At 58.7% G+C, this 26,141-nt stretch carries 16 protein-coding genes; 13 read left to right on the forward strand and 3 right to left on the reverse strand.

Annotation, left to right across the window (positions count from 1 at the left end):
* Positions 1-167 precede the first annotated feature (167 nt).
* Positions 168-1,424: a polysaccharide deacetylase family protein gene (locus tag ABQX22_RS02440; RefSeq protein WP_349796124.1), complete on the reverse strand. Its 1,257-nt coding sequence runs from the start codon at positions 1,422-1,424 to the stop codon at positions 168-170.
* A 293-nt stretch (positions 1,425-1,717) separates the two neighbouring features.
* On the opposite strand from ABQX22_RS02440, the gene yaaA reads away from it, so the two are divergent.
* The 13 genes from yaaA (at position 1,718) to ABQX22_RS02505 (ending at position 20,211) form a co-directional block, all read left to right on the forward strand.
* Positions 1,718-2,497, forward strand: coding sequence for a peroxide stress protein YaaA (gene yaaA / locus ABQX22_RS02445; RefSeq protein WP_349796126.1), 780 nt, complete (start codon positions 1,718-1,720; stop codon positions 2,495-2,497).
* 818 nt (positions 2,498-3,315) lie between these two features.
* Positions 3,316-4,632, forward strand: a complete 1,317-nt coding sequence (locus tag ABQX22_RS02450) for a nucleotide sugar dehydrogenase (protein WP_349796128.1) — start codon at positions 3,316-3,318, stop codon at positions 4,630-4,632.
* A gap of 128 nt (positions 4,633-4,760) precedes the next feature.
* Positions 4,761-6,242, forward strand: coding sequence for a mannuronan synthase (gene alg8 / locus ABQX22_RS02455; RefSeq protein ID WP_441005230.1), 1,482 nt, complete (start codon positions 4,761-4,763; stop codon positions 6,240-6,242).
* Between the two features lie 52 nt (positions 6,243-6,294).
* Positions 6,295-7,464 (forward strand): PilZ domain-containing protein, encoded by a 1,170-nt coding sequence (locus ABQX22_RS02460; protein ID WP_349796130.1) that lies wholly within the window; start codon positions 6,295-6,297, stop codon positions 7,462-7,464.
* Between the two features lie 2 nt (positions 7,465-7,466).
* The gene (gene algK, locus ABQX22_RS02465; RefSeq protein WP_349796132.1) at positions 7,467-8,879 is read left to right on the forward strand and encodes an alginate biosynthesis TPR repeat lipoprotein AlgK; all 1,413 of its coding nucleotides are present in this window, start codon (positions 7,467-7,469) and stop codon (positions 8,877-8,879) included.
* Complete coding sequence (locus ABQX22_RS02470; protein WP_349796134.1) at positions 8,876-10,399, forward strand: alginate export family protein; 1,524 nt, start codon at positions 8,876-8,878, stop codon at positions 10,397-10,399. Before algK ends, ABQX22_RS02470 begins: the two co-directional genes overlap by 4 nt.
* A gap of 200 nt (positions 10,400-10,599) precedes the next feature.
* Positions 10,600-12,240: a mannuronan 5-epimerase AlgG gene (algG, locus tag ABQX22_RS02475; RefSeq protein ID WP_349796136.1), complete on the forward strand. Its 1,641-nt coding sequence runs from the start codon at positions 10,600-10,602 to the stop codon at positions 12,238-12,240.
* Between the two features lie 13 nt (positions 12,241-12,253).
* The gene (locus tag ABQX22_RS02480; RefSeq protein WP_349796138.1) at positions 12,254-13,690 is read left to right on the forward strand and encodes an alginate O-acetyltransferase AlgX-related protein; all 1,437 of its coding nucleotides are present in this window, start codon (positions 12,254-12,256) and stop codon (positions 13,688-13,690) included.
* Between the two features lie 7 nt (positions 13,691-13,697).
* On the forward strand, positions 13,698-14,831 hold the full coding sequence (locus ABQX22_RS02485; protein WP_349796140.1) for a mannuronate-specific alginate lyase: 1,134 nt from the start codon (positions 13,698-13,700) through the stop codon (positions 14,829-14,831).
* A gap of 214 nt (positions 14,832-15,045) precedes the next feature.
* Positions 15,046-16,644, forward strand: coding sequence for an MBOAT family O-acyltransferase (locus ABQX22_RS02490; protein ID WP_349796142.1), 1,599 nt, complete (start codon positions 15,046-15,048; stop codon positions 16,642-16,644).
* 10 nt (positions 16,645-16,654) lie between these two features.
* Positions 16,655-17,830: an alginate O-acetyltransferase gene (locus tag ABQX22_RS02495; protein WP_349796144.1), complete on the forward strand. Its 1,176-nt coding sequence runs from the start codon at positions 16,655-16,657 to the stop codon at positions 17,828-17,830.
* 12 nt (positions 17,831-17,842) lie between these two features.
* A complete protein-coding gene (locus tag ABQX22_RS02500; protein ID WP_349796146.1) occupies positions 17,843-18,520 on the forward strand; it encodes an alginate O-acetyltransferase AlgF in 678 nt (225 codons plus the stop codon).
* Between the two features lie 236 nt (positions 18,521-18,756).
* A complete protein-coding gene (locus tag ABQX22_RS02505) occupies positions 18,757-20,211 on the forward strand; it encodes a mannose-1-phosphate guanylyltransferase/mannose-6-phosphate isomerase (RefSeq protein ID WP_349796148.1) in 1,455 nt (484 codons plus the stop codon).
* 132 nt (positions 20,212-20,343) lie between these two features.
* Here the strand turns inward: ABQX22_RS02505 and ABQX22_RS02510 are convergent, their stop codons facing one another.
* The gene (locus tag ABQX22_RS02510) at positions 20,344-23,124 is read right to left on the reverse strand and encodes an RHS repeat domain-containing protein (protein WP_349796150.1); all 2,781 of its coding nucleotides are present in this window, start codon (positions 23,122-23,124) and stop codon (positions 20,344-20,346) included.
* Positions 23,125-23,288: 164 nt separating this feature from the next.
* On the reverse strand, positions 23,289-26,123 hold the full coding sequence (locus ABQX22_RS02515) for an RHS repeat domain-containing protein (protein WP_349796152.1): 2,835 nt from the start codon (positions 26,121-26,123) through the stop codon (positions 23,289-23,291).
* Positions 26,124-26,141: the final 18 nt, after the last annotated feature.

Consider the following 26,141-nt stretch of genomic DNA (forward strand, 5'->3'; position numbering starts at 1 on the left):
GTCGTAATACCGCAAAACCCATGACATAAAAAAGTATTTTTCCGGGTTTTGATGTTTATTTCTCAGCATGACGAATAGCCCTTGGCGGACGCTTCGCACGCGTTTACAGTCGGAAGTCCGGTCGGGGCAAAATCCTCGGCAAATCCAGCGCTTGTCCCCCTCCTTATTCACTCATCCCCTTGATCTACGGGCCCATCCGGCTGTTCTGACGGCACTTGCGGCTCATCTTCTGGCGCTTGCTCGCCGGGTTCTTCCTGCTCTGTGTCATCGGGCATCACTGTTTCGGATTCGTCCGACAGCTGCTGCGGGTAAATATGACAGTCCTCCCAAATCACACCTGACTGCGCCGTGTTGGCCATCAACCACGGCACCGCCTGCTGCGCGATCTTGTTTGCGTCATGGAACACCAGCGTGCCTTTGCGCCACAGCAGCATCAGCGTCAATACGCGCTGTGAGGTTTGTTCGGCGTCCAGCTGGCCGGTGCTGTCCTGGGCGTCAATGTTCCAGAGCGCCACGCTTAACTGCTGATCGCGGAAAAACCCGGCGCTGTCGGCGCGTCGATGACCGTACGGCGGGCGAAACAGCGGGACGAAATTGTCCGGCAGGGTTTGCTGCACCAGGGCCGCGCTGCGGGTGATGGAGTCCTGCCAATCGGCCCAGTGGGCATGCGAACGGTACTCCCAGCCCTGGATGCCAACGCACTGCTGTTTATAGAGTGTCTGCAGCGCAGCAGCTGAACTGGCGTCCAGCCGGGTCTGCAGGGATTTGCCCAGCACATAGAACGTGGCGTTGATTTTTTGCTGGCGCATGAAGTCCGCCAGCCAGTCAGTGGCGCCGTCGGCCACCGTGGGGCCGCTGTCGAAATTGAGAAGGAAGGTGCGATCAGGCATTTCCTCGCCACTGAGCTCATCGGAGTTGTAGCGCTCGATTTCGCTGCTGGTGACGGGGAACAGGGCCGCCATGCGCAGCAATTCGCTCAGGTAGCGCTGATTGAACGCCGCCGCGGGCGCTGCCCACCGCGCGTAAAAGGAGTCGTCCGCCACCTGAAATTCCCCGGCGCGCTGGCGCAGCATCGGCAGGTCGTCCACCAGCACACAGAACGAGGCATCCTGATCACAGCTTTTTTGCGCGAACTGGTAGTTCTCGAACAGGCGCGTCCACAAGCGGGTGCGGATGACGTTGATCGAGGCCAGGTTGATCTGCCGCAGACCGAGGCGCGCGGCGAGCTGCCTTTCCTCCAGTTGCTCGCTTTCCAGCAGCTGGTGGGCAAAACCGAGAATCTCGGCGCGCGAGGCGACATCGAATAGTTGCGGAGTGACCAACGCTTCGGGCCAGACGCTGCGATCAAGCGTCGCGACTTCCACAGGCGCGGCCTGCGCAGTGAGCCCGACCAGACAGGCTGCGATCAATAAAACTGTGCGCAAAACAACGGCTCCCTACCCTGATCATCAACATTGGAATAAGCGTTGGCACTATAAGGCGAACCCCTCTGCAGGCGCGAACTTGTTCGCGAAGTGTCTTGCCTGGCACACCGCAGTTGGCCTCCACGTTGTAGGAGCGCGCTTGCCCGCGATTGCGGTTCGTCTTTGCCGAATGCGCTGACTGACCTGACGCGATCGCGGACAAGCGCACGCCTAAAGAGTCCCTATTGCCACCATAGCTGGAGTCACCTGCGCACAACCTCTAGAATCGCCGCACGATTAAAGGAGACAACCGCATGCTGATGGTGATTTCCCCCGCAAAAACACTCGATTTTGAAACCCCGCCGATTACCGATCGCTACACGCAACCGCAATACCTGGATCATTCTCAGGAGCTGATCACCCAACTCCGAGAACTGACGCCCGCCCAGATCGGCGAGTTGATGCACCTCTCCGACAAACTGTCGGGCCTCAACGCCGCACGCTTCGGCAGCTGGAACCCGGCCTTCACTCCCGATAACGCCAAGCAGGCACTGCTGGCATTCAAGGGCGACGTGTACACCGGTTTGCAAGCTGAAACCCTGACCAAGGCTGATCTGAACTACGCGCAGAAGCACCTGCGCATGCTGTCGGGTTTGTACGGCCTGCTGCGGCCGCTGGACCTGATGCAGCCGTACCGTCTGGAAATGGGCACCAAACTGGCCAACGCTCGCGGCAAAGACTTGTATGCCTTCTGGGGATCGCGCATCAGCGAATGGCTCAATGAAGCGCTGGCCGCACAGGGTGATGACGTCCTGCTGAATCTGGCCTCCAACGAGTACTTTTCAGCGGTCCGGCGCCCGGACTTGAAAGCGCGCGTGATCAACACCGAATTCCGTGACCTGAAAAACGGCCAATACAAGATCATCAGCTTCTACGCGAAAAAAGCGCGGGGGATGATGAGCCGGTTTGTCATTTCGGAGCGCATCAAACACCCCGATGCCCTGAAACAGTTCGACGTAAGTGGCTATCGCTTCAGCGCCGAGCACTCCAAAAAAGACACCTTTGTGTTCCTGCGGGACACCCCGGAGGCTTGATTGGATCCGTTTGAGGTGTCGCGTCGTCATCGTGCGTCCGAATTTGATTAAAAATTCCTCGTGCAGAGCCGTCTTTTGACGGCTTATTGGCGCCAATATAAAGGCAAGTTTCCGGCGACTTCGAAAGTCTCAAAAATTTAACACCTTATTTTCATAGTGGCACTTTGATTTTATCTAGTGATGGCAATTTTATACATATCTAGCGCAAGGGCCCTATAACTAGGGGTTGGGGCTTAGTGCTAGCACCCTGCAACTACCTCATTTTCCAGCCGCGTTCGAGAAAATCTCAAAAAGAGGACGAATGGCCAGGAACTTATCTCGAAATACAGCGCTCCTACATCCCGTAACAATTCACGTCCGCCTGTAAGACATCTCTTACATGGACTTGAGACGTATCTGGAAGTTGCCCAACGAGTTTAGGCCCAAGGGGTCGACGCGGTACGTAAAGGGAGTCACGCACCAAACTAGTTGCTGAACATCAGGCGAGCACCATACCGGGGCCTGACCACCCATCGAGCAGGACATGACTGACCAAGGGCAAGCCCTTGAGCCAGAGGCGCGACAGGCGGCTCGACCTATTTACCGGAGTGCTATGCCGTATCCCAGATCGGGAACCCATTCATTCTTACATGGGCTACCCGGCGTCTTCATTCTGTAGCATTTGAGTCAGCCTTATTTGAGGCCCTCATACTTATTTTTTGCCTGTAGTTGCCTGCGCTTGTTTAACGACATTTATGTGTTGTGTAAACAAGCGCATGAAAGTTGATGACAGTATTTATATCCGGCCAACTAATGGCGTAAAAATCGAGGAGATTACGATGCATATCAGCATCTTTGGTTTGGGCTATGTCGGTGCAGTATGTGCCGGTTGCCTTTCTGCGCGCGGTCATGATGTTGTTGGCGTAGACATCTCTAGCGCCAAGATCGATCTGATCAATCAGGGTAAATCACCCATTGTTGAACCGGGCCTCGGCGAGCTTCTGGACCAGGGCATCAAGAACGGCAAATTGCGTGGCACCACTGACTTCGCTGAAGCGATTCGTGCCACTGACCTGTCGATGATTTGCGTCGGTACCCCGAGCAAAAAGAATGGCGACCTGGAGCTCGATTACATTGAGTCGGTCTGCCGCGAAATCGGTTTCGTCCTGCGTGACAAGACCTCCCGCCACACCATCGTGGTTCGCAGCACCGTGTTGCCGGGCACTGTCGCCAACGTGGTCATCCCGATCCTGGAAGACTGCTCCGGCAAGAAAGCCGGTGTCGATTTCGGTGTCGCCGTGAACCCTGAGTTCCTGCGCGAAAGCACCGCGATTGCCGACTACGATCGTCCGCCGATGACCGTGATTGGCGAGTTCGACAAGGCGTCGGGCGACGTTCTGCAATCGCTGTACGAAGAGCTCGACGCGCCGATCATCCGCAAGGACATCGCCGTTGCCGAAATGATCAAGTACACCTGCAACGTGTGGCACGCCACCAAGGTCACCTTCGCCAACGAAATCGGCAACATCGCCAAGGCTGTCGGCGTTGATGGTCGCGAAGTGATGGAAGTGGTTTGCCAGGACAAGACCCTCAACCTGTCGCAGTACTACATGCGCCCTGGTTTTGCCTTCGGCGGGTCCTGCCTGCCGAAAGACGTCCGCGCCCTGACCTACCGCGCCGGTTCCCTGGACGTCGAGGCACCGCTGCTCAACTCCCTGATGCGCAGCAACGTGTCGCAAGTACAGAACGCATTCGACATCGTCGCGGCCCACGATTCTCGCAAAGTGGCGCTGCTGGGCCTGAGCTTCAAGGCCGGCACCGACGACCTGCGTGAAAGCCCGCTGGTCGAGCTGGCAGAAATGCTGATCGGTAAGGGTTTCGACCTGAGCATCTACGACAAGAACGTTGAATACGCGCGTGTCCATGGCGCGAACAAAGAGTACATCGAGTCGAAGATCCCTCACGTGTCGTCCCTGCTCAACGCGGACTTCGACGAAGTGATCAACAACTCCGACGTGATCATCCTCGGTAACCGCGATGAGCGCTTCCGCGCTCTGGCCAATAACGCGCCGGCTGGCAAGCGCGTCATCGACCTGGTCGGCTTCATGGCCAACGCGACCGAAGAAAACGGTCAGACCGAAGGTATTTGCTGGTAAGGCTCCTGTAGGAGCGAGGCTTGCCCGCGAAGCTGGCGACGCAGGCTATCTGACGCACCGCGTTGCTTTGATTCGCGGGCAAGCCTTGCTCCAACGGTCCTCTGTTTTTCACTAAGCGGATACACATTATGCTCAGGCTAAAGCACGGCTTACTGAATGCCGCAGGTTGGCTGTTTTATCTAAGCTTGCTGGCTGCCATCGCGATGGCGCTGCCTTCAAGCATCTTCGATTCACAGTCGAAGAACTTTATTTTCCTGATCGGGATCGTCGGTATCTGGCGCTACTCGATGGGGGCAACGCACTTTGTGCGGGGCATGTTGTTTTTGTATGTCGTTTACCCGCACCTGCGTCGCAAGGTGCGCAAGCTGGGCAAGTCGGCCGATCCCTCCCATGTGTTTCTCATGGTGACCAGCTTCCGGATTGACGCGTTGACCACCGCCCAGGTGTACAGCTCGGTGATTCGTGAAGCCATCGAGTGCGGCTACCCGACCACCGTGGTCTGCTCTCTGGTGGAAATGTCCGACGAGTTGCTGGTCAAGGCGCTGTGGGCCAAGCACAACCCGCCCGAGCACGTGAAGCTGGACTTCGTGCGCATCGCCGGCACCGGCAAGCGTGACGGCCTGGCCTTCGGTTTCCGGGCGATTTCGCGGCACATGCCGGACGACCGCGCCGTGGTTGCGGTGGTCGATGGCGACACCGTGCTCAGCGAAGGCGTCGTGCGCAAGACCGTGCCCTGGTTCCAGCTGTTCGAAAATGTCGGCGGCCTGACCACCAATGAGTTCTGCGAAGTGCGCGGCGGCTACATCATGGCCGAGTGGCACAAACTGCGTTTCGCCCAGCGTCACATCAACATGTGCTCCATGGCTTTGTCCAAGCGCGTGTTGACGATGACCGGCCGGATGTCGGTGTTCCGCGCCACCGTGGTCACCGACCCCGCCTTCATCGCCGACGTTGAAAGCGATTCGCTGCAGCACTGGCGTCTGGGCCGCTTCAAGTTCCTGACCGGCGACGACAAGTCCAGCTGGTTCAGCCTGATGCGCCTGGGCTACGACACCTTCTACGTGCCCGATGCCGCGATCAACACCGTTGAGCACCCGCCGGAGAAGAGCTTTCTCAAGGCCAGCCGCAAACTGATGTATCGCTGGTACGGCAACAACCTGCGCCAGAACTCTCGGGCCCTTGGCCTGGGCGTCGGTCGTCTGGGCGTGTTTACCAGCATCGTGCTGTTCGACCAGCGCGTGTCGATGTGGACCTCCCTGCTGGGCCTCACCGTTGCCGTGATCGCGATGTTCAAGTACGGCTTCGAATTCCTGCTGGTTTATCTGCTGTGGATCGGTATTACCCGTTTGATTCTCACGTTGTTGCTGTCCCTTAGCGGGCACTCGATCGGACCGGCCTACCCGGTGATTCTCTATTACAACCAGATTGTTGGCGCGCTGATGAAGATCTACGTTTTCTTTCGCCTCGACCGCCAGTCCTGGACCCGCCAGGACACCAAACTTAGCCGCGACATGGCCAGCTTCCAGGGGTGGTTCAACACCTGGTCGTCTCGAACCATGACGTTTTCGGCTGGAAGCATTTTCGTTGCAGTACTGCTGACAATGGTTTGAACGAGCCTCAGCCGGACTAATGGATCAACTCGATTACTCAGGAATTACCGCCATGAATACCGCCGTGAATGTGAATGTCGTCCACGAATCCGAAGCTCAGCGTCAACACGCACGCGTCCGGATTCCAGCCAAAATCCGTCTGACAGGCAATGACCGCGCGACGATCGATGCCAAGGTCGATGACCTGTCCGCAGGCGGTCTGGCGTTCAACGTGGGCGACCACCCACTGACCGTCGGCCAGGTTTACAAGGGTCGTCTGCAATTTGTGATCGACAACCTCGGTCTGGCGATGGACGTGGAAATCCAGGTCCGCTCCTTTGACGCGGCGGCCGGTCGCGTTGGCGCGCAGTTCCAGAACCTCGACGCACAGGACATCTCGACCCTGCGCCACCTGATCACCTCCCACCTGAGCGGCGAAGTCGTCAGCATGGGCGAAGTGCTGGCGACCCTGCAGCGCGACAACTTCACCAAGGCCCGCAAGATCAAGGATGGCGGCAGCGGCATGACCGCGTTCGGTCGTCTGCGCGCCGTGGTCTTCAGCGCCGGTATCTTCATCGTCGGCCTGGCGGCCTTCGGGTTTGTCTTCAAGTCGGTGTACGGCATGTACTTCGTCAGCCACTCCACCGCAGGTCTGGTCAGCGTGCCCACCACCGACGTGACCATGCCACGCGAAGGCACGGTGTCCAGCCTGGTCGGCGCGGATGGTTTTGTTGCCAAGGGCGCCCCGCTCGCCTCGTTCAGCACCAACATGCTGGAAATGCTCAAGGGCAACCTGGACCCTGACGAAATGCAGCCGGCCAAGATCGAAGAACTGTTCGGTCGCCAGATGGCAGGCACCTTGACCAGCCCATGCGATTGCGTGGTCGGCAAGCAACTGGTAGCCGACGGTCAGTACGCCTCGAAAGGTCAGGTGATCTTCCAGCTGACCCCGCGCAACGTGGCTGCCAACGTCGATGCCCGCTTCACCTATCGCCAGTTCTCCGATGTGCAGCCTGGTGCTCGCGTCAACTTCCAGGTGGCCGGCGAGCCAGGCACCCACGGCGGTCAGATCGTCAGCGCGACCAGCCTGAACCCGGTTGATCTGTCGTCGGACATCCGCGTGCAGATCAAGCCTGACGACTCGATCAACAGCAACCTGGCCGGCCGTCCGGTGGAAGTGGTCAGCGACCGTGGTCCCTCGCTGAACTGGCTGATCGATAAAGCCACGGCGGTAGGTTTCTAAACATGGCTAGCCCACTACGAAGCTTGTCAGCCCCTACGTTATTGAGCCTGGCGATTGCGATCGGCATCAGCGGCTGTGCCGGTCTGCCTGATCAACGCCTGGCCAATGAGGCCCTGAAACGCGGAGACACTGCGGTCGCGGAGCAGAACTATCGGCAACTGGCGGACCTGGGCTATAGCGATGCACAGGTTGGCCTGGCAGACATTCAGGTTGGCACCCGCGACCCTGAACTGATCAAGCAGGCCGAGGCGACCTATCGCGCCGCAGCGGACACCTCGCCCCGTGCGCAATCGCGTCTGGGCAAGCTGCTGGCGGTCAAGCCGAACTCCACCGAAGCTGAACAGCACGAAGCCGAAGACCTGCTGAAAAAGGCCTTCGCCAATGGCGAGCAAGGCACGTTGATTCCGCTGGCGATGCTGTACCTGCAATACCCGCACAGCTTCCCGAACGTGAACGCCCAGCAGAAAATCAGCCAGTGGCGCGCACAAGGTTACCCGGAAGCCGGTCTGGCGCAGGTCCTCCTGTACCGCACACAAGGCACCTACGACCAGCATCTGGCAGAAGTGGAAAGCATCTGCAAACAGGCGCTGGCCACCACCGACGTCTGCTATGTCGAGCTGGCCACCGTGTACCAGAAGCAGGACGCGACCGACAAACAGGCTGCGTTGCTGGACCAGATGCAAAAGGGTTATGCCGTGGGTTCCGTCACTGCACAGCGCGTCGACAGCGTGGCGCGGGTGTTGTCCGACGCGACCCTGGGCAAGCCGGACGAAAAGACCTCCCAGCAACTGCTGGAAAAAATCGCCCCGGCCTACCCCGCGTCGTGGGTGAGCCTGGCGCAATTGCTCTACGACTACCCCGAACTGGGCGACGTCGACAAGATGATGGAATACCTGGACAACGGCCGCGCCGCCGATCAGCCACGTGCCGAACTGTTGCTCGGTCGCCTGTATTACGAAGGCAAGATGGTGCTGCCTGACGCCCGTAAAGCCGAAGAGCATCTGCAAAAAGCCGCCGCGACACAATTGTCCGCGCACTACTACCTGGGCCAGCTGTACCGCCGTGGCTACCTCGGCAACCCTGACCCGCAGAAAGCGGTTGATCAGTTGCTGACCGCGGCCCGTGGTGGCCAGAACAGCGCCGATTTCGCGATGGCGCAGCTGTTCTCCCAAGGCAAAGGCATCAAGCCGGACCCGGTCAACGCCTGGGTCTTCGCCCAGTTGGCCCTGGCTCAGGGAACACCTGAAGCCGCCGATCTGGCCAAGACACTCAACGAGCAATTGCCGTCGGAGAAGCGTGCGACCGCACAACGCCTCCTCCAACAAGAACAGCAGGTGCGTGGCGCCAGCGCTCAGAACGCGTTGGCCATGCAAGCCCTGCAACCCGAAAAAGACGGCGAGGACGCACCCCTATGAAGTTGATGCTAACCCCCCTGATGGCCGCAGGCCTGGGATTGGGCTTTTCCCTGATGTGGGCAACCCCGACACTCGCCGCCATGACCGACGCCAAAAACTTCGGCATCGAAATCAAGGCCACCGGCCAGGCCGAAGACGACCGTGACCTCGGCACCCGCGACGGTGGCGATGTCAACGGTATCGGTCTGGACGTACGCCCCTGGATCTACGGGCAATGGGGTGACTGGAGCGGTTACGCGATGGGCCAGGTGGTGACCGCCACTGACACCATCCAGACCGACCCGTTGGATCAACGGGTTGATGACCTGGGCGGAGGAAGCACCTTACGCGCTCGTAGCACTTCTAACAGCCGTAAGGTGGATGACAGTTACGCAGCGTTGCGCGAGTTTTGGATCGGCTACAGCGGCTTCACGCCTTACCCCGGCGAGATGCTCAAGTTTGGTCGCCAGCGTCTGCGCAATGACGATGGCCAATGGCATGACGTCAACATCGAAGCGCTGAACTGGGCCTTCGATACGACCCTGCTTAAAGCAGAAGTCGGAGCCGCCCAGCGATTCAGCGAATACCGCACCGATCTGACCGAACTTTCGGCGCAGGACAAAGATCGCCAGCATCTATTTGGCGATGTCAGCTATCAATGGACGCCGGGGCAATGGGCTGGCATTCGCGCGCACCACAGTCACGATGGTGGCAGTCTGAAAAATCAGAACGATGCCGTTGATGATTTGGACAAGACCTCACGGAGTGATTTGACTTGGCTGGGTATTCAAGCCAACAGCGACGCTTATAACTATCGCAATCTGAATACAGTCAATTATTGGGGCAGCCTGACATGGCTAGATGGCGATCGAGACCGTCTCCCCACTCGCTATAACCCAGGCCGCGACGAATATATCGCGCAAGAAAAGGAAAGCGAAGACGTAAGCGGTTGGGCAACTGATCTTGGCCTGCGCTTCCGTCTCGATCCGATGTGGCAAGTGGGCGGTGCTTATTCGCGCGCCAGCAAGAACTACGAACAGAACGGCCTGGAGAGCAACCGCTCGAACTGGACCGGTACGCGCTCGCGCGTGCATCGCTTCGGTGAAGCCTTCCAGGGCGAAATGGCCAACGTGGAGTCCGGCTCCCTGTTCGCCTCATGGCAGCTGCGCGACGAATACGACGCTTCGTTGATCTACCACAAGTTTCGTCGTGTTGACGGGAACAGCGGTATTGGCGGCTCGGGCTTAAACCCGGCCAGAGCGCTGCAGGATGAGGTTGATCAAGACGGGGTAACTACTTCAGGTGGGTTCGACTCCCTGCCGCTGGAAGACGGCCGCAAGGACCTGGGCGAAGAAATGGATCTGGTGGTCACCAAGTATTTCAAACAGGGCCTGTTGCCCGCTTCGGTCAGCCAGTCGTTCGACGAGCCTTCTGCTCTGGTGCGTCTGCGCGCAGGCGTGTTCAAGCCCGGCGATGCGTATCACAGCGGTGTGGATGACTACATGCACCGCGCCATCGTCGACGTTATCTGGCGCTTCTGATGCAAGCCGCCAAGGGAGACAACCGTCATGACACAGATAACGCTGACCCTGTTGGAGCGAGGCTTGCCCGCGAAGGCGGTGTTTCAGGTTCGCGAACTTCTGTTGACGACGTTGGCCCCTTCGCGGGCAAGCCTCGCTCCAACAGTATGTATCGTCATTTAAATCAGATGCTTACTCAGCAATTGATGAGAGCGAATGAAATGAACAGTCAAGCAAGCAGTGTGCGTAACCGGGCATGGCCGCATGCCCTGCTGGAAAGCTCCTTGCTCAGAGGCGCGGTGTTGAGCAGCGCCTTGTTGCTGGCGAGCACTTCGGCCATGGCCAACGCCGTACCTGGCACCGCGCCCGTCAGCAAAGCGCCGGCGCCGGGCACGGTCAAAGAACTGCAGCAGGCCAAGACCTACACCATCAGCAGCCCGCCCAGCGCGCCGCTGATGATGGACAAGCCCAAGCTGCCTGACCTGTCGGGCTACACCGCGCAAGCGGTGGAAAAGAAGATCGTGCGCAGCAAGCCGGGCAAGGTCTCGATCAAGCGGATGATGCAGGAAGACTCGCTCAAGGAATTCATCGGCGGTGACAACAAGATGGCCGAGTGGGTCGCGCGTCAGCACGGCATTCCGCAGGCGATCTTCATCGACGACGGTTACATGAGCCTGGCCGACCTCGCGAAAAAGGTGCCGAACCAGTACCTGAGCGAAACCTCGCCCGGCGTCTTCGTGGCGCGGCTGCCCATCGTGGTCGGCAAGAAAGGCATTCTCGAAGTCGACAAGAAGGTCAAGGAACTTCGCCTCTCGCAAGAGTCCGGCGCGTTCATGGTCAACGACAACATGCTGTTCATCACCGACACCAAGGTGACCGGCTGGAGCGAGAAGGCCAACGGCCCGTCGACGTACAAGGCGCCCAAGGAATTCCGCCCGTTCCTGCTGTCCTGGGGCGGCACACAGACCTATATCGTCAACACCAAGATGGCGAGCCTGGGCTACAACAACAGCAAGTCGTACGGGGTGAGCATTTCCCAGTACACGCCGAACATGAAAGCGGTGATGAAGCGCCCGGACCCGACCGGCTGGATCATCAATTCCGAGTTCTCTGACCTGTGGTACGGCTTCTACTGCTACGAGACCCGCGACTTCGTGGTCAAGGGCAGCACCTACCGCGACAACATCGTCTACGGCATTGACCCGCACGACCGTTCTCACGGTCTGATCATCGCGGAAAACACCGTGTTCGGGACCAAGAAAAAGCACGGCATCATCGTTTCCCGTGAAGTGAACGACAGCTTCATCATCAACAACAAAAGCTACGAAAATCACCTGTCCGGCGTGGTCCTTGACCGTAACAGCGTCAACAACCTGATCGCCTACAACGAGATCTACCGCAACCATTCGGACGGCATCACGCTGTACGAAAGCGGCGACAACCTGATCTGGGGCAACCGCGTGTTCGCCAACCGTCGTCACGGGATCCGGGTTCGCAACAGCACCAACATCAAGCTGTACGAGAACCTGGCCATGGGCAACGGCCTGATGGGCGTCTACGGCCACATCAAGGATTTGAAAGACACCGACCGGGACATCGAGCTCGACCCGTTCGACGCCGAGGTATCGCTGATCATGGTCGGCGGCAACCTGGCCTCCAATGGTTCCGGCCCGCTGTCCATCGACTCCCCGCTCAGTGTGGAGTTGTACAAAGTGTCGATGCTGGCCCCGACCAAAACCAGCGGCATCACCTTCAACGGGATCCTGGGCGACCGCCAGGACGAAATCCTCGACCTGCTGGTGCGCCAACAAAAAGCCGTATTGATCGACCCGGTCGAACGTCAGACAGACTTGAAGGACTGAGGAAGGTATTGCTATGCACGCTCAATTGATCAAGTTTCTCAGCCTTTCAGGCCTGACCGCCGCGCTGTTCGCTGCGGGCAATGCCTACGCCGATGACGCCGCCCTGCCCGCCTTCAAGGCCGAGCCGTGCTGCAGTCTGTGCCCGGAAGCGCACGACGAAAAAAACTACGTTTCACGCTATCAGCAGAACTTCACCACGCTGGTTCAGGCCCAGGGCGACTGGCTGTTCCGGACCAAGGAAGATTTGCGTACCGAGTTCGACACCACGCCTGAAGGCTACGCGCGGATGAAAGAACTGCACGACGCATTCAAGAGCAAGGGCGTCGAGCTGGTGGTGGTGTATCAGCCGACCCGCGGCCTGGTGGATCGCAACAAGCTGTTCCCGGCCGAACGCGACAAGTTCGACTACAACACCGCGCTGAAAAACTACCAGGCGATGCTCGGTCGTTTCGCGAAAATGGGCTACACCGTGCCGGACCTGTCGCCGTTGACCAACGAGCAACAGGCCCACGATTTCTATTTCCGTGGCGACCAGCACTGGACCCCGTACGGCGCAGAACGCACCGCGAAAATCGTCGCCGAATCGGTGAAAAAACTGCCGGACTTCGCCAGCATTCCCAAGCGTGAATTCGAAACCCACGTCTCGGGCCGCATGGGCAAGAAAGGAACCCTGCACAACATGGCCGGTCAGCTGTGCAACTCCAGCTACGCGATCCAGTACATGGACATGTTTGAAACGGAACCCAAAGGCGAAGCCGCCGACGGCGATCTGTTCGGCGACGCGGGCACCCCGGAAATCACCCTGGTCGGCACCAGCCACAGTGGCAAGAACTACAACTTCGCCGGCTTCCTGCAGCAGTACATGGGCGCCGACGTGCTGAACGTCGCCTTCCCTGGCGGCGGTCTGGAAGGCGCGATGCTGCAGTACCTGGGCAGCGAAGACTTCCAGAAACACCCACCGAAGATTCTCATCTGGGAATTCTCCCCGCTGTACCGTCTGGACCAGGAGACCATCTACCGCCAGATGATGTCCTTGCTGGACAACGGCTGCGAAGGCAAGCCGGCGCTCATGAGTGCCAGCACTTCGCTCAAGCCAGGCACCAACGAAGTGTTGGTCAATGGCAAAAATGGCATCAAGGACGTGCGTAACGGCAGTAATCAGATCGATATCAAATTCGCCGACACCTCGGTGAAAACCCTTCAGGCCCGACTCTGGTACATGAACGGCCGCCACGAAGATTTGAAAATCGAAAAACCTGAAACATCCGATACCGACGGGCGCTTCGCCTTCGAACTGCGCGACGACAAGGACTGGGCTGACCAGCAATTGCTCGCACTGGAAGTGCAGGGTCCCGAAGCGGGCACTGCGCCACAGAAGATCGAAGCCAAAGTTTGCAAACGCAACGTCTTCCCGAATACCGCGCACAACACCGCGCAAGCCGGGTTATGAGGCTCATATGCACACACCAAAACTGATGCTCCCGACCCTTCTCTCGCTGGCCATGCTGTCTTCGGCCGTGTTCGCCACCAGCGCCAGCGCCGCCACGACACTCGTGCCGCCGAAGGGTTATTACGAAAGCATTGAGAAAGTCAAAACTGGCGATAACAAGTTTTCTTGTGACGCCATTCCGCAGCCGTACACCGACAAGCTGGTTTTTCGCAGCAAGTACGAAGGCTCGGACAAAGCACGCTCCACGCTGAACAAGGACTCCGAGCAGGCGTTCCGTGATGCCACCAAAACCATCACCACCATGGAGCGCAACACCAGCAAAGTGGTCATGCAGTACATGCGCGACGGTCGTCCGGAACAGCTCGACTGCGCCTTGAACATGCTGAGCACCTGGGCCAAGGCCGACGCGCTGGAGTCCACCGACTTCAACCACACCGGCAAGTCCATGCGCAAATGGGCGCTGGGCAGCATGGCCTCGTCCTATCTGCGCCTGAAGTTCTCCGATTCCCATCCGTTGGCCACACGCCAGCAGGACGCGCAGATCATCGAAGCCTGGTTCAGCAAGCTGGGCACGCAGGTAATCAGCGACTGGGACAACCTGCCGCTGGATAAAACCAACAACCACTCGTACTGGGCAGCCTGGTCGGTGATGGCAACGTCCGTCGCCACCAACCGCAAGGACCTGTTCGACTGGTCGGTGAAGGAATTCCGCGTCGCGGCCAATCAGGTCGATCCGCAGGGTTTCCTGCCCAACGAAGTCAAGCGCAAGCAGCGTGCCCTGGCGTATCACAACTATGCCCTGCCGCCGCTGGCGATGATCGCCAGTTTCGCTCAGGTCAACGGTGTGGACCTGCGTCCGGAAAACAACGGCGCGCTGAAACGCTTGGGTGACCGAGTACTGGCAGGGGTCAAGGATCCGGATGAATTCGCCTCGCGCGGTGGCGAGAAGCAGGACATGACGGACCTGAAAAAAGACATGAAATTCGCTTGGCTGGAACCGTACTGCTCGCTCTACGACTGCGGTCCGGATGTGCTGGAACAGAAGCACAAGATGCAACCGTTCAAGAACTTCCGCCTCGGCGGCGACCTGACCCGCACGTATGACCCGTCGCATGAGAAGGGTGAGAAAAGCGGTTCGTAAACCGCACGACTAGAACCTGTAGGAGCGCGCTTGCCCGCAATGAAGCCTGTACATCCGATGAAGATGCGTCGGCAGGAACATCGTCATCGCGGGCAAGCGCGCTCCTACATAGGTCGGCATCGGTTCAAAGATTCATGTTTCACCTCCCCCGCTCTGGAGCGGGGGGTCTGGGGGGGCTTCGGCCTCTGGATGTTGGACAAACGGAGATATCAGGATGGTGTTCTCATCCAACGTGTTCCTGTTCTTGTTCTTGCCGGTGTTTCTCGGCTTGTACTACTTGAGCGGGCAACGCTATCGCAATCTGCTGCTGCTGGTCGCCAGCTACGTGTTTTATGCCTGGTGGCGAGTGGACTTCCTGGCCCTGTTCGCAGCAGTGACGCTGTGGAATTACTGGATCGGCCTCAAGGTGGGCGCCGCCGGCGTGCGGACCAAACCGGCTCAGCGCTGGCTGCTGCTCGGCGTGGGCGTCGACCTGTGCATCCTGGGCTACTTCAAGTACGCCAACTTTGGCGTCGACAGCATCAACGCGATGATGACTTCGGTGGGTCTTGAGCCGTTCATCCTGACGCACGTGCTGTTGCCGATCGGGATCTCGTTCTACATCTTCGAGTCCATCAGCTACATCATTGACGTCTACCGCGGTGACACCCCGGCCACGCGCAACCTGATCGACTTTGCAGCGTTTGTCGCCATCTTCCCGCACCTGATCGCCGGCCCCGTGCTGCGTTTCCGCGACCTGGCCGATCAGTTCAACAACCGCACGCACACGCTGGACAAGTTTTCCGAGGGAGCCACGCGTTTCATGCAGGGCTTCATCAAGAAGGTGTTCATCGCCGACACGCTCGCGGTCGTGGCTGACCACTGTTTTGCCCTGCAGCACCCCACCACCGGCGATGCCTGGCTGGGTGCGCTGGCGTACACCGCGCAGTTGTATTTCGACTTCTCCGGTTACAGTGACATGGCCATCGGCCTGGGCCTGATGATGGGTTTCCGCTTCATGGAAAACTTCAAGCAGCCCTACATCAGTCAATCGATCACCGAGTTCTGGCGGCGCTGGCACATCAGCCTGTCCACCTGGCTGCGTGACTACCTGTACATCACCCTGGGCGGTAACCGTGGCGGCAAGATCGCGACCTACCGCAACCTGTTCCTGACCATGCTGCTGGGTGGTCTGTGGCACGGCGCGAACATCACCTACATCGTCTGGGGTGCATGGCACGGCCTGTGGCTGGCGATTGAAAAAGCGCTCGGCATCAACACTACGCCGCGCAGCTTCAACCCGGTTCGCTGGGCCCTGACCTTCCTGCTGGTGGTGATGGGCTGGGTGATCTTCCGCTCGGAAAACCTGCACGTTGCCGCCCGCATGTACGGCGCAATGTTCAGCTTCAGTGAGTGGAGTCTGTCCGAGCTCAATCAGGCCAGCCTTACCGGCCTGCAAGTGGCCACCCTGGTGGTGGCGTACGTCACGCTGGCGTTCTTCGGCCTGCGCGATTTCTACAAGAACCGCGCGCCAGCCAAGCCGACCAGCGACACCCGCACCGGCGACAAAGCCGTGCTCGCCAACGGCGCGGTGCCGGCAGACGGTCCTGCCACTGCACAGCCAGGCATGATCAAGGCGGTGCCTGGCGATGCGCCGGGCAGCATTCATCAGCCGGGCTACACCGTGGGCGTCGAAGCACAGGTGCAACCTGCGTACTGGACTGCGGACTGGTCCCGCTACGTGATGCGCGGCCTGATCCTGCTGATGTTCGTAGCGTCGATTCTCAAACTCTCGGCGGCCAGTTTCTCGCCGTTCCTTTACTTCCAGTTCTGAGGAGCCTGACATGACCCGTTCATTACGAATCCTCTACATCGCGTTGTTCCTGGCGATCCTGCTGGCGTTGGGGATCTGGTCGCTGCGCAGCTTCAGCGGCTTCTCGACGTCCCAGGAAACCACCGTGCTCAACGGTCGCTGGACCAAGGCGGTGGAAACCCACTACGACGAGGCGTTTCCGATCAAGCGCCTGGGCACCAACCTCTGGGCCGCGCTGGACTACAAGCTGTTCAACGAAGGCCGTCCGGGCGTGGTGCTGGGCAAGGACCAATGGCTGTACACCGACGAAGAGTTCGACGCGGTGGCCAACGGTGACCAGAACGAAGCCGACAACCTGGCGTTGATTCAGGGCGTGCGCGACCAGCTGAAAAAGCAGGGCACGGAGTTGGTGCTGGCGATCATTCCGGCCAAGACCCGTCTGTACCCGGAACACATCGGCAGCAACACGCCGGCCACCCTGCACACCGATCTGTACCAGCAGTTCCATGCGCAAGTCAGCCAGGCCGGCATCTTCGCCCCTGACCTGCTGGCGCCGCTGGAAAACGCGAAAAACAGCGGTCAGGTCTTCCTGCGCACCGACACGCACTGGACGCCCATGGGCGCCGAAGTGGCCGCTCAGCAACTGGGCGCGGCCATCCTGAAGCAGACTCCGTTGAGCGGTGATCCGCAGACCTTCGTTACTGAAGCGAAAGCGACTGAACCGTACAAAGGCGACCTGACCACCTTCCTGCCGCTGGACCCGCTGTTCAGCAACCTGCTGCCCAAGCCTGATGACCTGCAACAACGCAGCACCAATCCAGCCGAGCCTGTGGCCGACAGTGGTGATGCATTGTTTGCCGACAATCAGGTCGCGGTCGGTCTGGTCGGCACCAGCTACAGCGCCAACCCCAACTGGAACTTTGCCGGCGCCCTCAAGCAGGCCCTGCACAGCGACGTCGTCAATTACGCCGAAGACGGCCATGGCCCGATCCTGCCGATGCTCAAGTATCTGCAGACCGACGCCTTCAAAAGCAGCCCACCGCAGGTGCTCATCTGGGAATTCCCGGAGCGCTACCTGCCCGCTCACAACGACCTTGGCGAGTTCGATCCGCAGTGGATCGCAGAGCTGAAAAAGGCTCGTGACCCCCAACAAAACATGGCACTTACCGCCACTAACTCCGAGTCGCCCAGCCGGGCGCAAAACTGAGAGGACTCTCACATGACCTTACAGAACCCAGCTCAAACGACTGCTCGTAAAACCAAAAGCAGCCTGCTCAAAACCTGCGTCCTGGCAGCAAGCCTGGGCTTGGTGTCGCTGCACGCCGTCGCCGGTGATTCCGCGCTCTACGGCCCGACTGCACCGAAAGGCTCGACCTTCGTGCGGGTCTACAACGCCAGCAACGCCGAAGTCAGCGCCACCGTCGGCAACACCAACCTGAACGAAGTGGGCCCACTGGGCAGCACTGATTTCAGCTTCATGCCACAGGGCGACTACAGCGCCAAGATCGGCAGCCAGACGCTGCCGGTGAAACTGGCCGGTGACCACTACTACACCATCGTCAACAACACCGCGGGCGCACCGCAACTGGTCGAAGAGCCGCCGTTCAAGAACAAGCAGAAATCCCTGGTCCGGGTGCAGAACCTGAGTGACAAGCCACTGACCCTCAAGACCGCTGACGGCAAGACCGCCGTGGTTGAGTCCGTCAAAGCCAAAGGCACCGGCGAGCGCGAAATCAACCCGGTCAAAGTCAGCCTGGCCCTGTACGAAGGCGACAAGAAAGTCAGCGACGTCAAACCGGTTGCACTGGAGCGTGGCGAAGCCGCCGTGCTGTACGTCACCGGCAGCGGCACCAGCCTGTCGCCGGTCTGGGTAAAGCGCCCGACCGCAACGCGCTAATCGGTTTTTGATCTTTGTAGGAGCGCGCTTGCCCGCGATTGCAGTCGTTCAGACGTTAGATGTCCGTCGATTGTAAGGCCGTTTCGCGGGCAAGCGCGCTCCTACAACTGGATATTGCGGTCGGTGCTGGGCACGTTGCCATGAGAGCGCCGACCGCTGCAGGACAACAATAAGCAAGACGAAACGACAGACCGACATACAGCCCATTCGAACGCTTTTGCTATTGGAGAAACAAAATGATTCCAGTGATCTTGTCAGGTGGTAGCGGTTCACGACTCTGGCCGCTTTCGCGTAAGCAGTTCCCGAAACAATTCCTGGCCCTGACCGGCAACCACACGCTGTTCCAGCAAACCCTGGAGCGTCTGGTCTTCGAAGGCATGCAGCACCCGATCGTGGTCTGCAACAAGGAACACCGATTCATCGTCAACGAGCAACTGGGCGCACTGAAGCTGGACACCCAGGCCATTATCATGGAACCGTTCGGCCGCAACACTGCGCCAGCTGTGGCCCTGACCGCGATGATGCTGGTCAATGATGGTCGCGACGAGCTGATGCTGGTGCTGCCAGCCGACCACGTCATCGAAGACCAGAAAGCGCTGCAACGCGCACTGGCGCTGGCCACCGTAGCCGCCGAGCGTGGCGAAATGGTGCTGTTCGGCATCCCGGCCACCAAACCGGAAACCGGTTATGGCTACATCAAATCCACCGCTGACGCGCTGCTGCCGGAAGGCGTGAGCCGCGTGTCGAGCTTCGTTGAAAAGCCGGACGAAAAACGCGCCACCGAGTTCGTCGAAGCCGGTGGTTATTTCTGGAACAGCGGCATGTTCCTGTTCCGCGCCAGCCGTTATCTGGAAGAGCTGAAAAAGCACGATCCGGACATCTACGACACCTGCCTGCTGACCCTTGAGCGCAGCAAGAAAGAAGACGACACCATCGAAATCGATGACGCCACCTTCGCTCAGTGCCCGGACAATTCCATCGACTACGCCGTCATGGAAAAAACCCAACGCGCTTGCGTGGTGCCACTGTCGGCGGGCTGGAATGACGTCGGTTGCTGGGCTTCGCTGTGGGCCGTGCACGACAAAGACGCCAACGGCAACGTCACCAAAGGCGACGTCATCCTGCAAGACAGCCGCAACTGCATGGTTCACGGCAACGGCAAACTGGTGTCGGTGATCGGCCTGGACAACATCGTCGTGGTGGAGACCAAAGACGCGATGATGATCGTCCACAAGGACAAGGTTCAGGGCGTCAAGCAGATGGTCAACACCCTCAACGAACAGGGTCGCTCCGAAACCCAGAACCACCTTGAAGTCTACCGTCCGTGGGGCTCCTACGATTCGGTCGACATGGGCGGCCGCTTCCAGGTCAAGCGCATCTCGGTCAAGCCGGGCGCCAGCCTGTCGCTGCAGATGCACCACCACCGCGCCGAACACTGGATCGTGGTCTCGGGCACCGCTCAAGTCACCTGTGACGAGAACGTGTTCCTGCTCACCGAAAACCAGTCCACCTACATCCCGATCGCCTCGGTCCACCGCCTGCGCAACCCAGGCAAGATCCCGTTGGAAATCATCGAAGTGCAGTCGGGCAGCTACCTGGGCGAAGACGACATCGAACGTTTCGAAGACGTCTACGGCCGCTCCAACAACACGGTGGAAGCGGGCGTAAAAACCCAGACCATCGCGCGTTGATCATCGTTTAACAACGAGTAGTACTGGCCCCCGCAAGCCCCTGCGAATCCCCATCCGCGGCGGGGTTTGCGGGGGCTTTTTATTTGAATATTATTTCCAGCTCACGGGCTAGACAGGCTGTATAAGCGTGGATTAGCTGGAAACTGCCGCCCTCGGGTTAGCTGTTGAGTAACTCAACAATCTATTTTGCGTGTCGGCACTCAATCGCCGCGAGATGAGGTAGCGCCCCCAGAAGTCGGCCGTGCGCATGATGAAGTCCTCCGTATTTCCGAATCCGTGCTGAAGGTGATGCTGATTGTTTCGTGCGGCTAAATTATATATCTCCGCTGATTGGGCACCGTTCGCCAAGCTTGTGGAAAACCGCTCCTTCCCTTTTGAAAGGCTGATTTCCAGAGGTGCGTAATAAAAGAGATCATCGGTCTCAAGCTCTTGGTGTGACACTTCATGCACAACGGTGGAAATCATCTCAACAATGCTTTTTTCCTGAAATCTTGAATTAAGAAACAAGCGCTTCTTCGTATCCCCAGGGGAAACCATAGCTACAGTGTTGATATCCAGCGGGTTGGTTGAAGACGGCTCAATCAAGATCAGGCTCTGGCGCAGATCACCGCCGTGTTTATAGCGCCCCATGGCCTCCGATATTTTGGTATAGCCCTGAATTACAGACTTCACGCGCTCATCCAGTCCGTCCATCTGAGGCTGCGCACCCAAAAATTTTGTGAGCGCAGCAGTCTCTCCCTTGGCCAGCAGATCGATTTCCCTCTGAATCAGCGCCTGGCCCTCGATCAACGCCATGTCGAGTTTGAAAATCAGATGCGACTTACCTTCTCGCATAGCTTCATCAGCGCCACGGATTTTGATTTCAAAACCCAAATTTCTGATCTTACGTTCGTCGGGATCAAGGATTTCGTTGAACCATTTAAACATCAGGCCCGAATCGTCGAATCCGCTCACGGGGTTACTTTTGATCCACCGAAATACATTCAACCCGTCCACATCCCCCGCCGGATCCGGATTGATCCAGCGCATCAACCACGGCGCGTAGTACCTCAGGCCGTAGTAATAAAGCCCGGTCGCATCGCGCTCTTTTCCTGAATAGCGCACGGTCTTGTATCGCGCTTCGACCTCACTTCTGCCCGCCCACCAGGACGTACCACCAAACGGGTAATAACTCTCATGACTGATGGTTTGTGCCTGTTGATCCAGCTCCAGCGCGCAGGAACCCAGGTGATCGCTGAGGCCATAGCGAATTTGATCATTGCCGATGCCCTCGGGTTTGCCCTGTTGCCAATGCAGCACACGCACGCTATTGCGGCCGCCCTGCACGGAAACGACGTGCAACGTCTCGCCGGTCGCGGTATTGCTGCGGATTTCCACGCCTGGCAGATAACGCACCTCTGCCGTGTGCGTGACCGATCTGGCGAGCGTCTTCGTGACTTTGCGAACGCGCCGGCCACTGCCGTCATAGACGTAGGATTCGCTGTCATCCGGACCGGATTCGCGAATCACCGGACGCACTTGCTGCAGTTGATTGCGCCGATCCCAGGTCAGCGTTTGTCCGGGTTGCAGTTCGCGCAGGTTGCCGTTGCCGTCGAAGGCGGCGGCGATGTCGGCCTCGGACGGCGGCACGTCATTGAGCACCGGCAGACTGCGGTTGCTGTGACGGGCGATGACCATGTTCAGCGAATGGTTTTGCGCACCCTCGTGGCTGAGCTTCAACAAATTGCCGCCGGCGTCGTACTCGTAGGTTTGCCTGTAATTCGTCAGTTTCGAGAAGTCAGCGGGGGACTGAAAGCCAGGCAATGCGGGTCCGTGATGGGTGCTGGCGGTCTCGCGCCCGGTTGCCTCGATCAATTGATAGAGCGTGTCATAGCGGTAGGTCGACACCGGTTCGATCTGTTGATTGGTAGAAAACCGTGTGGCTTGCGCGCCGTCTTCGAGGCGGGTGACATTGCCGACAGGGTCATATTCATAGTGCAAATCCTGCAGCACGTGCCCGTCATCGCGCTGAGCCTTGAGACGGATCAGACGCCCATCTTGTGGTTGGTAGAGAGCGGTGGTGACGACGCCGTTACCGGCGGTTTCAGATTCGATTCGGCCTTGGGCGTTGTAGCGAATGTCGCTGACTATCGTCTGCACTGCCTGTCCGGACTGCTGCAACTGAACGAGCTTGAGCTGACCGGCGACAGATTGGCTGAAAGATTGAATACTCCCCAGAGCGTCGCATTGCTCGACGGCATCGTTGGCCGCCCCGTAAGTCCAGCACGTCTGAAGCCCTGGGCCGGACTCCAGCAACTCGTCACGTTCACTGACCGCAGCCGGCCAATCCGCAGTAGCCAGCCCGTTCAGAAAACGACGCACCTGTCTGGCGGGTTTTCCGCTCAGCCCGAAAGCTGCGTTGACCAGCGACCCTGCTGGGTCATCGTGTCGAACCAGGCACCCACATTGATTGCTATCGGCGGCGCCCGGCCCACCGTACGTTAACCGCTCGGCACAGTGCTCAACCGTGCCATCCCCCTCGAAAACGGCCACAGCGCGCAGCAACGGATCATGTTCAGTACGCTGAGAATGCCCCCTCGCGTTCCAGTGGTACACGGCCTGCCCGGCCTCTCCCTCCAGGCTGGCACTCCATCCGGCATCGGCGCTGTCAGAAAACAGTGGCCGACCCGATAACGAGTGGATGTAGCTAAGGTTGCGAGGTGCAGCAGATGCCTGCTCAGCCGCCGCCCACAACCGCGCATCCCAACGCCCGACAGGCCGGGCGGCGGCATCGTAAGCAGTCCGGTCAATGCGCTCGGTGAGCGTTTCTGTAGTTTCCGCGCGATGAAACGACACCGAGCGCGCCAGCAAACCCCGCGGCTCGATGACCGCCAGAACAGGGGTGTGGGTGTGTAAAACGGGATTCCACGGCATGGGCTCGCAATCCTTGCGGTTGTCGTTGAAGACTAGTCGAGCGTCTATCCTGCAGACCACCAATCGTCAGATTCGTAGCCTGACCATCCCTCATTGCTATCCGGTAATACCTGTAGTAGGCCGACTCACTGGGCTCCTACCTAAGGAATCAAAGTCCCGTCGATTCACTTGATCCAGGTCTTGTCGGCCATTTTCCTGGCCATTATTTTTTCAGGCAAATGAGTGGACATGACCAGCATGGAATAGGTGTCTGCGTTCTTTGCCAGTAGACTTATTCGCGAAGTCATATTCTGAGTGAACTCTTTAGCCCGTTCCTCAGGCGTGCTCTGGTGCTTCTTCAAAAGAAGATTCATATTTGCCGCGTAATTCGAGGTATCAAGGCCCTGATCTTCGCGGGGGCCAACTGTGGCGTTCGAGTTCAATGCCATCCTTAATCTTTCTGACCACTTCCCCACGTCTGAAGGTGCTTGAGATGAGGGCGTCAGTGTCGAATATTCCGGGTGGTAAAACATATCCACAGTGTTCAATGTCGCATGGCTTGCCTCATGAATAAGAATGCCCGCTATCGACATCAAATGCCGACTCTCGAGATAGGCTCTCGACATCATGATGACTTTTTCATTGCCTTTTTCATGACTCGGATTAGTGAGTCCTACAATGTCTGAGCCCGAATCAAACAAGCCAATTTTCCAGCCCGAGTCGGTGGACAACCGCTTGAGATAAATCTCCTGCTGACCCAGACGAGCTTCAACAGAAGACGCGGCGGATTGTCGCGTACCGGGAGGGAGTTTCCCGAACGTCGAATCCAGTACATTGCCAATAGGCTCTGAAAGGGGCGCCTCCTTTAGCAACGCCCGGGTTTCACTGAGCAGCTCAACAGCGAGTTCTAATGCGCCTTGCATTCTCTTGCGCTGGGTTGGGTTGAATGAAGACATCCCTTTTGCTACCAGCGTCATACCGGGGAGCAGCGCAGGACTCATCTCCAGATGAGGGGTAGTGGTGTCGTCAGGTGTGGCGCCCTCCAATTCGACATACCTCAAGGGAGAGCCATAAAGAAAACCAAACGCGTTTATTCCGCCGCGCTCCCCCGCCGGGTCCGGATTAATCCAGCGCATCAGCCACGGCGCGTAATACCTCAGGCCGTAGTAATAAAGCCCGGTTGCATCGCGCTCTTTTCCTGAGTAGCGCACGGTCTTGTATCGCGCTTCGACCTCACTTCTGCCCGCCCACCAGGACGTACCACCAAACGGGTAATAACTCTCATGACTGATGGTTTGTGCCTGTTGATCCAGCTCCAGCGTGCAGGAACCCAGGTGATCGCTGAGGCCATAGCGAATTTGATCATTGGTGATGCCCTCGGGTTTGCCCTGTTGCCAATGCAGCACACGCACGCTGTTGCGTCCCGCCTGCAACGTGATGACGTTCAACGTCTCGCCGGTCGCGGTATTGCCGCGGATTTCCACACCGGGCAGATAACGCACCTCTGCCGTGTGCGTGATCGATCTGGCGAGCGTCTTCGTGACTTTGCGAACGCGCCGGCCACTGCCGTCATAGACATAGGATTCGCTGTCATCCGGACCGGATTCGCGAATCACCGGACGCACTTGCTGCAGTTGATTGCGCCGATCCCAGGTCAGCGTTTGTCCGGGTTGCAGTTCGCGCAGATTGCCGTTGCCGTCGAAGGCGGCGGCGATGTCGGCCTCGGACGGCGGCACGTCATTGAGCACCGGCAAACTGCGGTTGCTGTGACGGGCAGTGACCATGTTCAGCGAGTGATTTTGCGCACCCTCGTGGCTGAACTTCAACAAATTGCCGCCGGCGTCGTACTCGTAGGTTTGCCTGTAATTCGTCAGTTTCGAGAAGTCAGCGGGGGACTGAAAGCCAGGCAATGCGGGTCCGTGATGGGTGCTGGCGGTCTCGCGCCCGGTTGCCTCGATCAATTGATAGAGCGTGTCGTAGCGGTAGGTCGATGCCGGTTCGATCCGTTGATTGGTAGAAAACAGTGTGGCTTGCGCGTCGTCTTCGAGGCGGGTGACATTGCCGACAGCGTCGTATTCATAGTGCAAATCCTGCAGCACGTGCCCGTCATCGCGCTGAGCCTTGAGACGGATCAGACGCCCATCTTGTGGTTGGTAGAGAGCGGTGGTGACGACGCCGTTACCGGCGGTTTCCGATTCGATCCGGCCTTGGGCGTTGTAGTGGATGCCATCTACCAACACCTGTTCAGACTGACCCTTGAGCTGCAACGCAGCGGCCTTTAAATCGCCAAAAACCGTTTGAGAAAAGCGTCGAACGTTGCGTTGGCAGTCGCTTTGCTCCAACAGCTCACCGAGGGGATTATAGCGCCAGCCAGTGGTGAGCCCGGTGCCGGCTTCCAGCAAAGCATTGCGTTCAGCACAAGGTTCCGGCCAGTCAGGGGTATCGATCATCTGCAAAAAGTACCGTCTCTGTTCGACCACGGCGCCATTCAAGTCAAATCCCTGGTCAAGCTCTACACCCGCAGGATCGTCATGACGAATCAGTCGTCCGCACTGATTGCGCAGGGCAGCATCGGCAGAGCCATAAACAAAGCGCTCTACACAGCCTTCGTGGCTGCCTTCACTTTCGAACAACGCCACAGGACGCAACAGCAAATCATGTTCAACACGCTGTGAATTCCCCCGCGCGTTCCAGCGGTGCATGACCTCCCCGGCCTCCCCCACCAGGCTGGCACTCCATCCGGCATCGGCGCTGTCAGAAAACAGTGGCCGACCCGACAACGAGTGGATGTAGCTCAGGTTGCGAGGTGCAGCAGATGCCTGCTCAGCCGCCGCCCACAACCGCGCATCCCAACGCCCGACAGGCCGGGCGGCGGCATCGTAAACGGTATGGTCAATGCGCTCGGCAGGCGTTTCTGTATCGTCCGCACGATGAAACGACACCGAGCGGGCCAGCAAACCGCGCGGCTCGATGACTGTAAGGACAGGGGTATGGGTGTGAAGAACAGGATTCCACGGCATGGTCAGCGCAATCCTTTG

It is taken from the genome of Xanthomonas sp. WHRI 1810A (genome assembly GCF_040202885.1).
Taxonomy (GTDB): domain Bacteria; phylum Pseudomonadota; class Gammaproteobacteria; order Pseudomonadales; family Pseudomonadaceae; genus Aquipseudomonas.

What these genes read in the sequence shown, in the direction of transcription:
- yaaA (WP_349796126.1), top strand. Translation starts at nt 1,718, where the DNA reads ATGCTGATGGTGATTTCCCCCGCAAAAACACTCGATTTTGAAACCCCG.
- ABQX22_RS02450 (WP_349796128.1), top strand. Translation starts at nt 3,316, where the DNA reads ATGCATATCAGCATCTTTGGTTTGGGCTATGTCGGTGCAGTATGTGCC.
- alg8 (WP_441005230.1), top strand. Translation starts at nt 4,761, where the DNA reads ATGCTCAGGCTAAAGCACGGCTTACTGAATGCCGCAGGTTGGCTGTTT.
- ABQX22_RS02460 (WP_349796130.1), top strand. Translation starts at nt 6,295, where the DNA reads ATGAATACCGCCGTGAATGTGAATGTCGTCCACGAATCCGAAGCTCAG.
- algK (WP_349796132.1), top strand. Translation starts at nt 7,467, where the DNA reads ATGGCTAGCCCACTACGAAGCTTGTCAGCCCCTACGTTATTGAGCCTG.
- ABQX22_RS02470 (WP_349796134.1), top strand. Translation starts at nt 8,876, where the DNA reads ATGAAGTTGATGCTAACCCCCCTGATGGCCGCAGGCCTGGGATTGGGC.
- algG (WP_349796136.1), top strand. Translation starts at nt 10,600, where the DNA reads ATGAACAGTCAAGCAAGCAGTGTGCGTAACCGGGCATGGCCGCATGCC.
- ABQX22_RS02480 (WP_349796138.1), top strand. Translation starts at nt 12,254, where the DNA reads ATGCACGCTCAATTGATCAAGTTTCTCAGCCTTTCAGGCCTGACCGCC.
- ABQX22_RS02485 (WP_349796140.1), top strand. Translation starts at nt 13,698, where the DNA reads ATGCACACACCAAAACTGATGCTCCCGACCCTTCTCTCGCTGGCCATG.
- ABQX22_RS02490 (WP_349796142.1), top strand. Translation starts at nt 15,046, where the DNA reads ATGGTGTTCTCATCCAACGTGTTCCTGTTCTTGTTCTTGCCGGTGTTT.
- ABQX22_RS02495 (WP_349796144.1), top strand. Translation starts at nt 16,655, where the DNA reads ATGACCCGTTCATTACGAATCCTCTACATCGCGTTGTTCCTGGCGATC.
- ABQX22_RS02500 (WP_349796146.1), top strand. Translation starts at nt 17,843, where the DNA reads ATGACCTTACAGAACCCAGCTCAAACGACTGCTCGTAAAACCAAAAGC.
- ABQX22_RS02505 (WP_349796148.1), top strand. Translation starts at nt 18,757, where the DNA reads ATGATTCCAGTGATCTTGTCAGGTGGTAGCGGTTCACGACTCTGGCCG.
- ABQX22_RS02510 (WP_349796150.1), bottom strand. Translation starts at nt 23,124, where the DNA reads ATGCCGTGGAATCCCGTTTTACACACCCACACCCCTGTTCTGGCGGTC.
- ABQX22_RS02515 (WP_349796152.1), bottom strand. Translation starts at nt 26,123, where the DNA reads ATGCCGTGGAATCCTGTTCTTCACACCCATACCCCTGTCCTTACAGTC.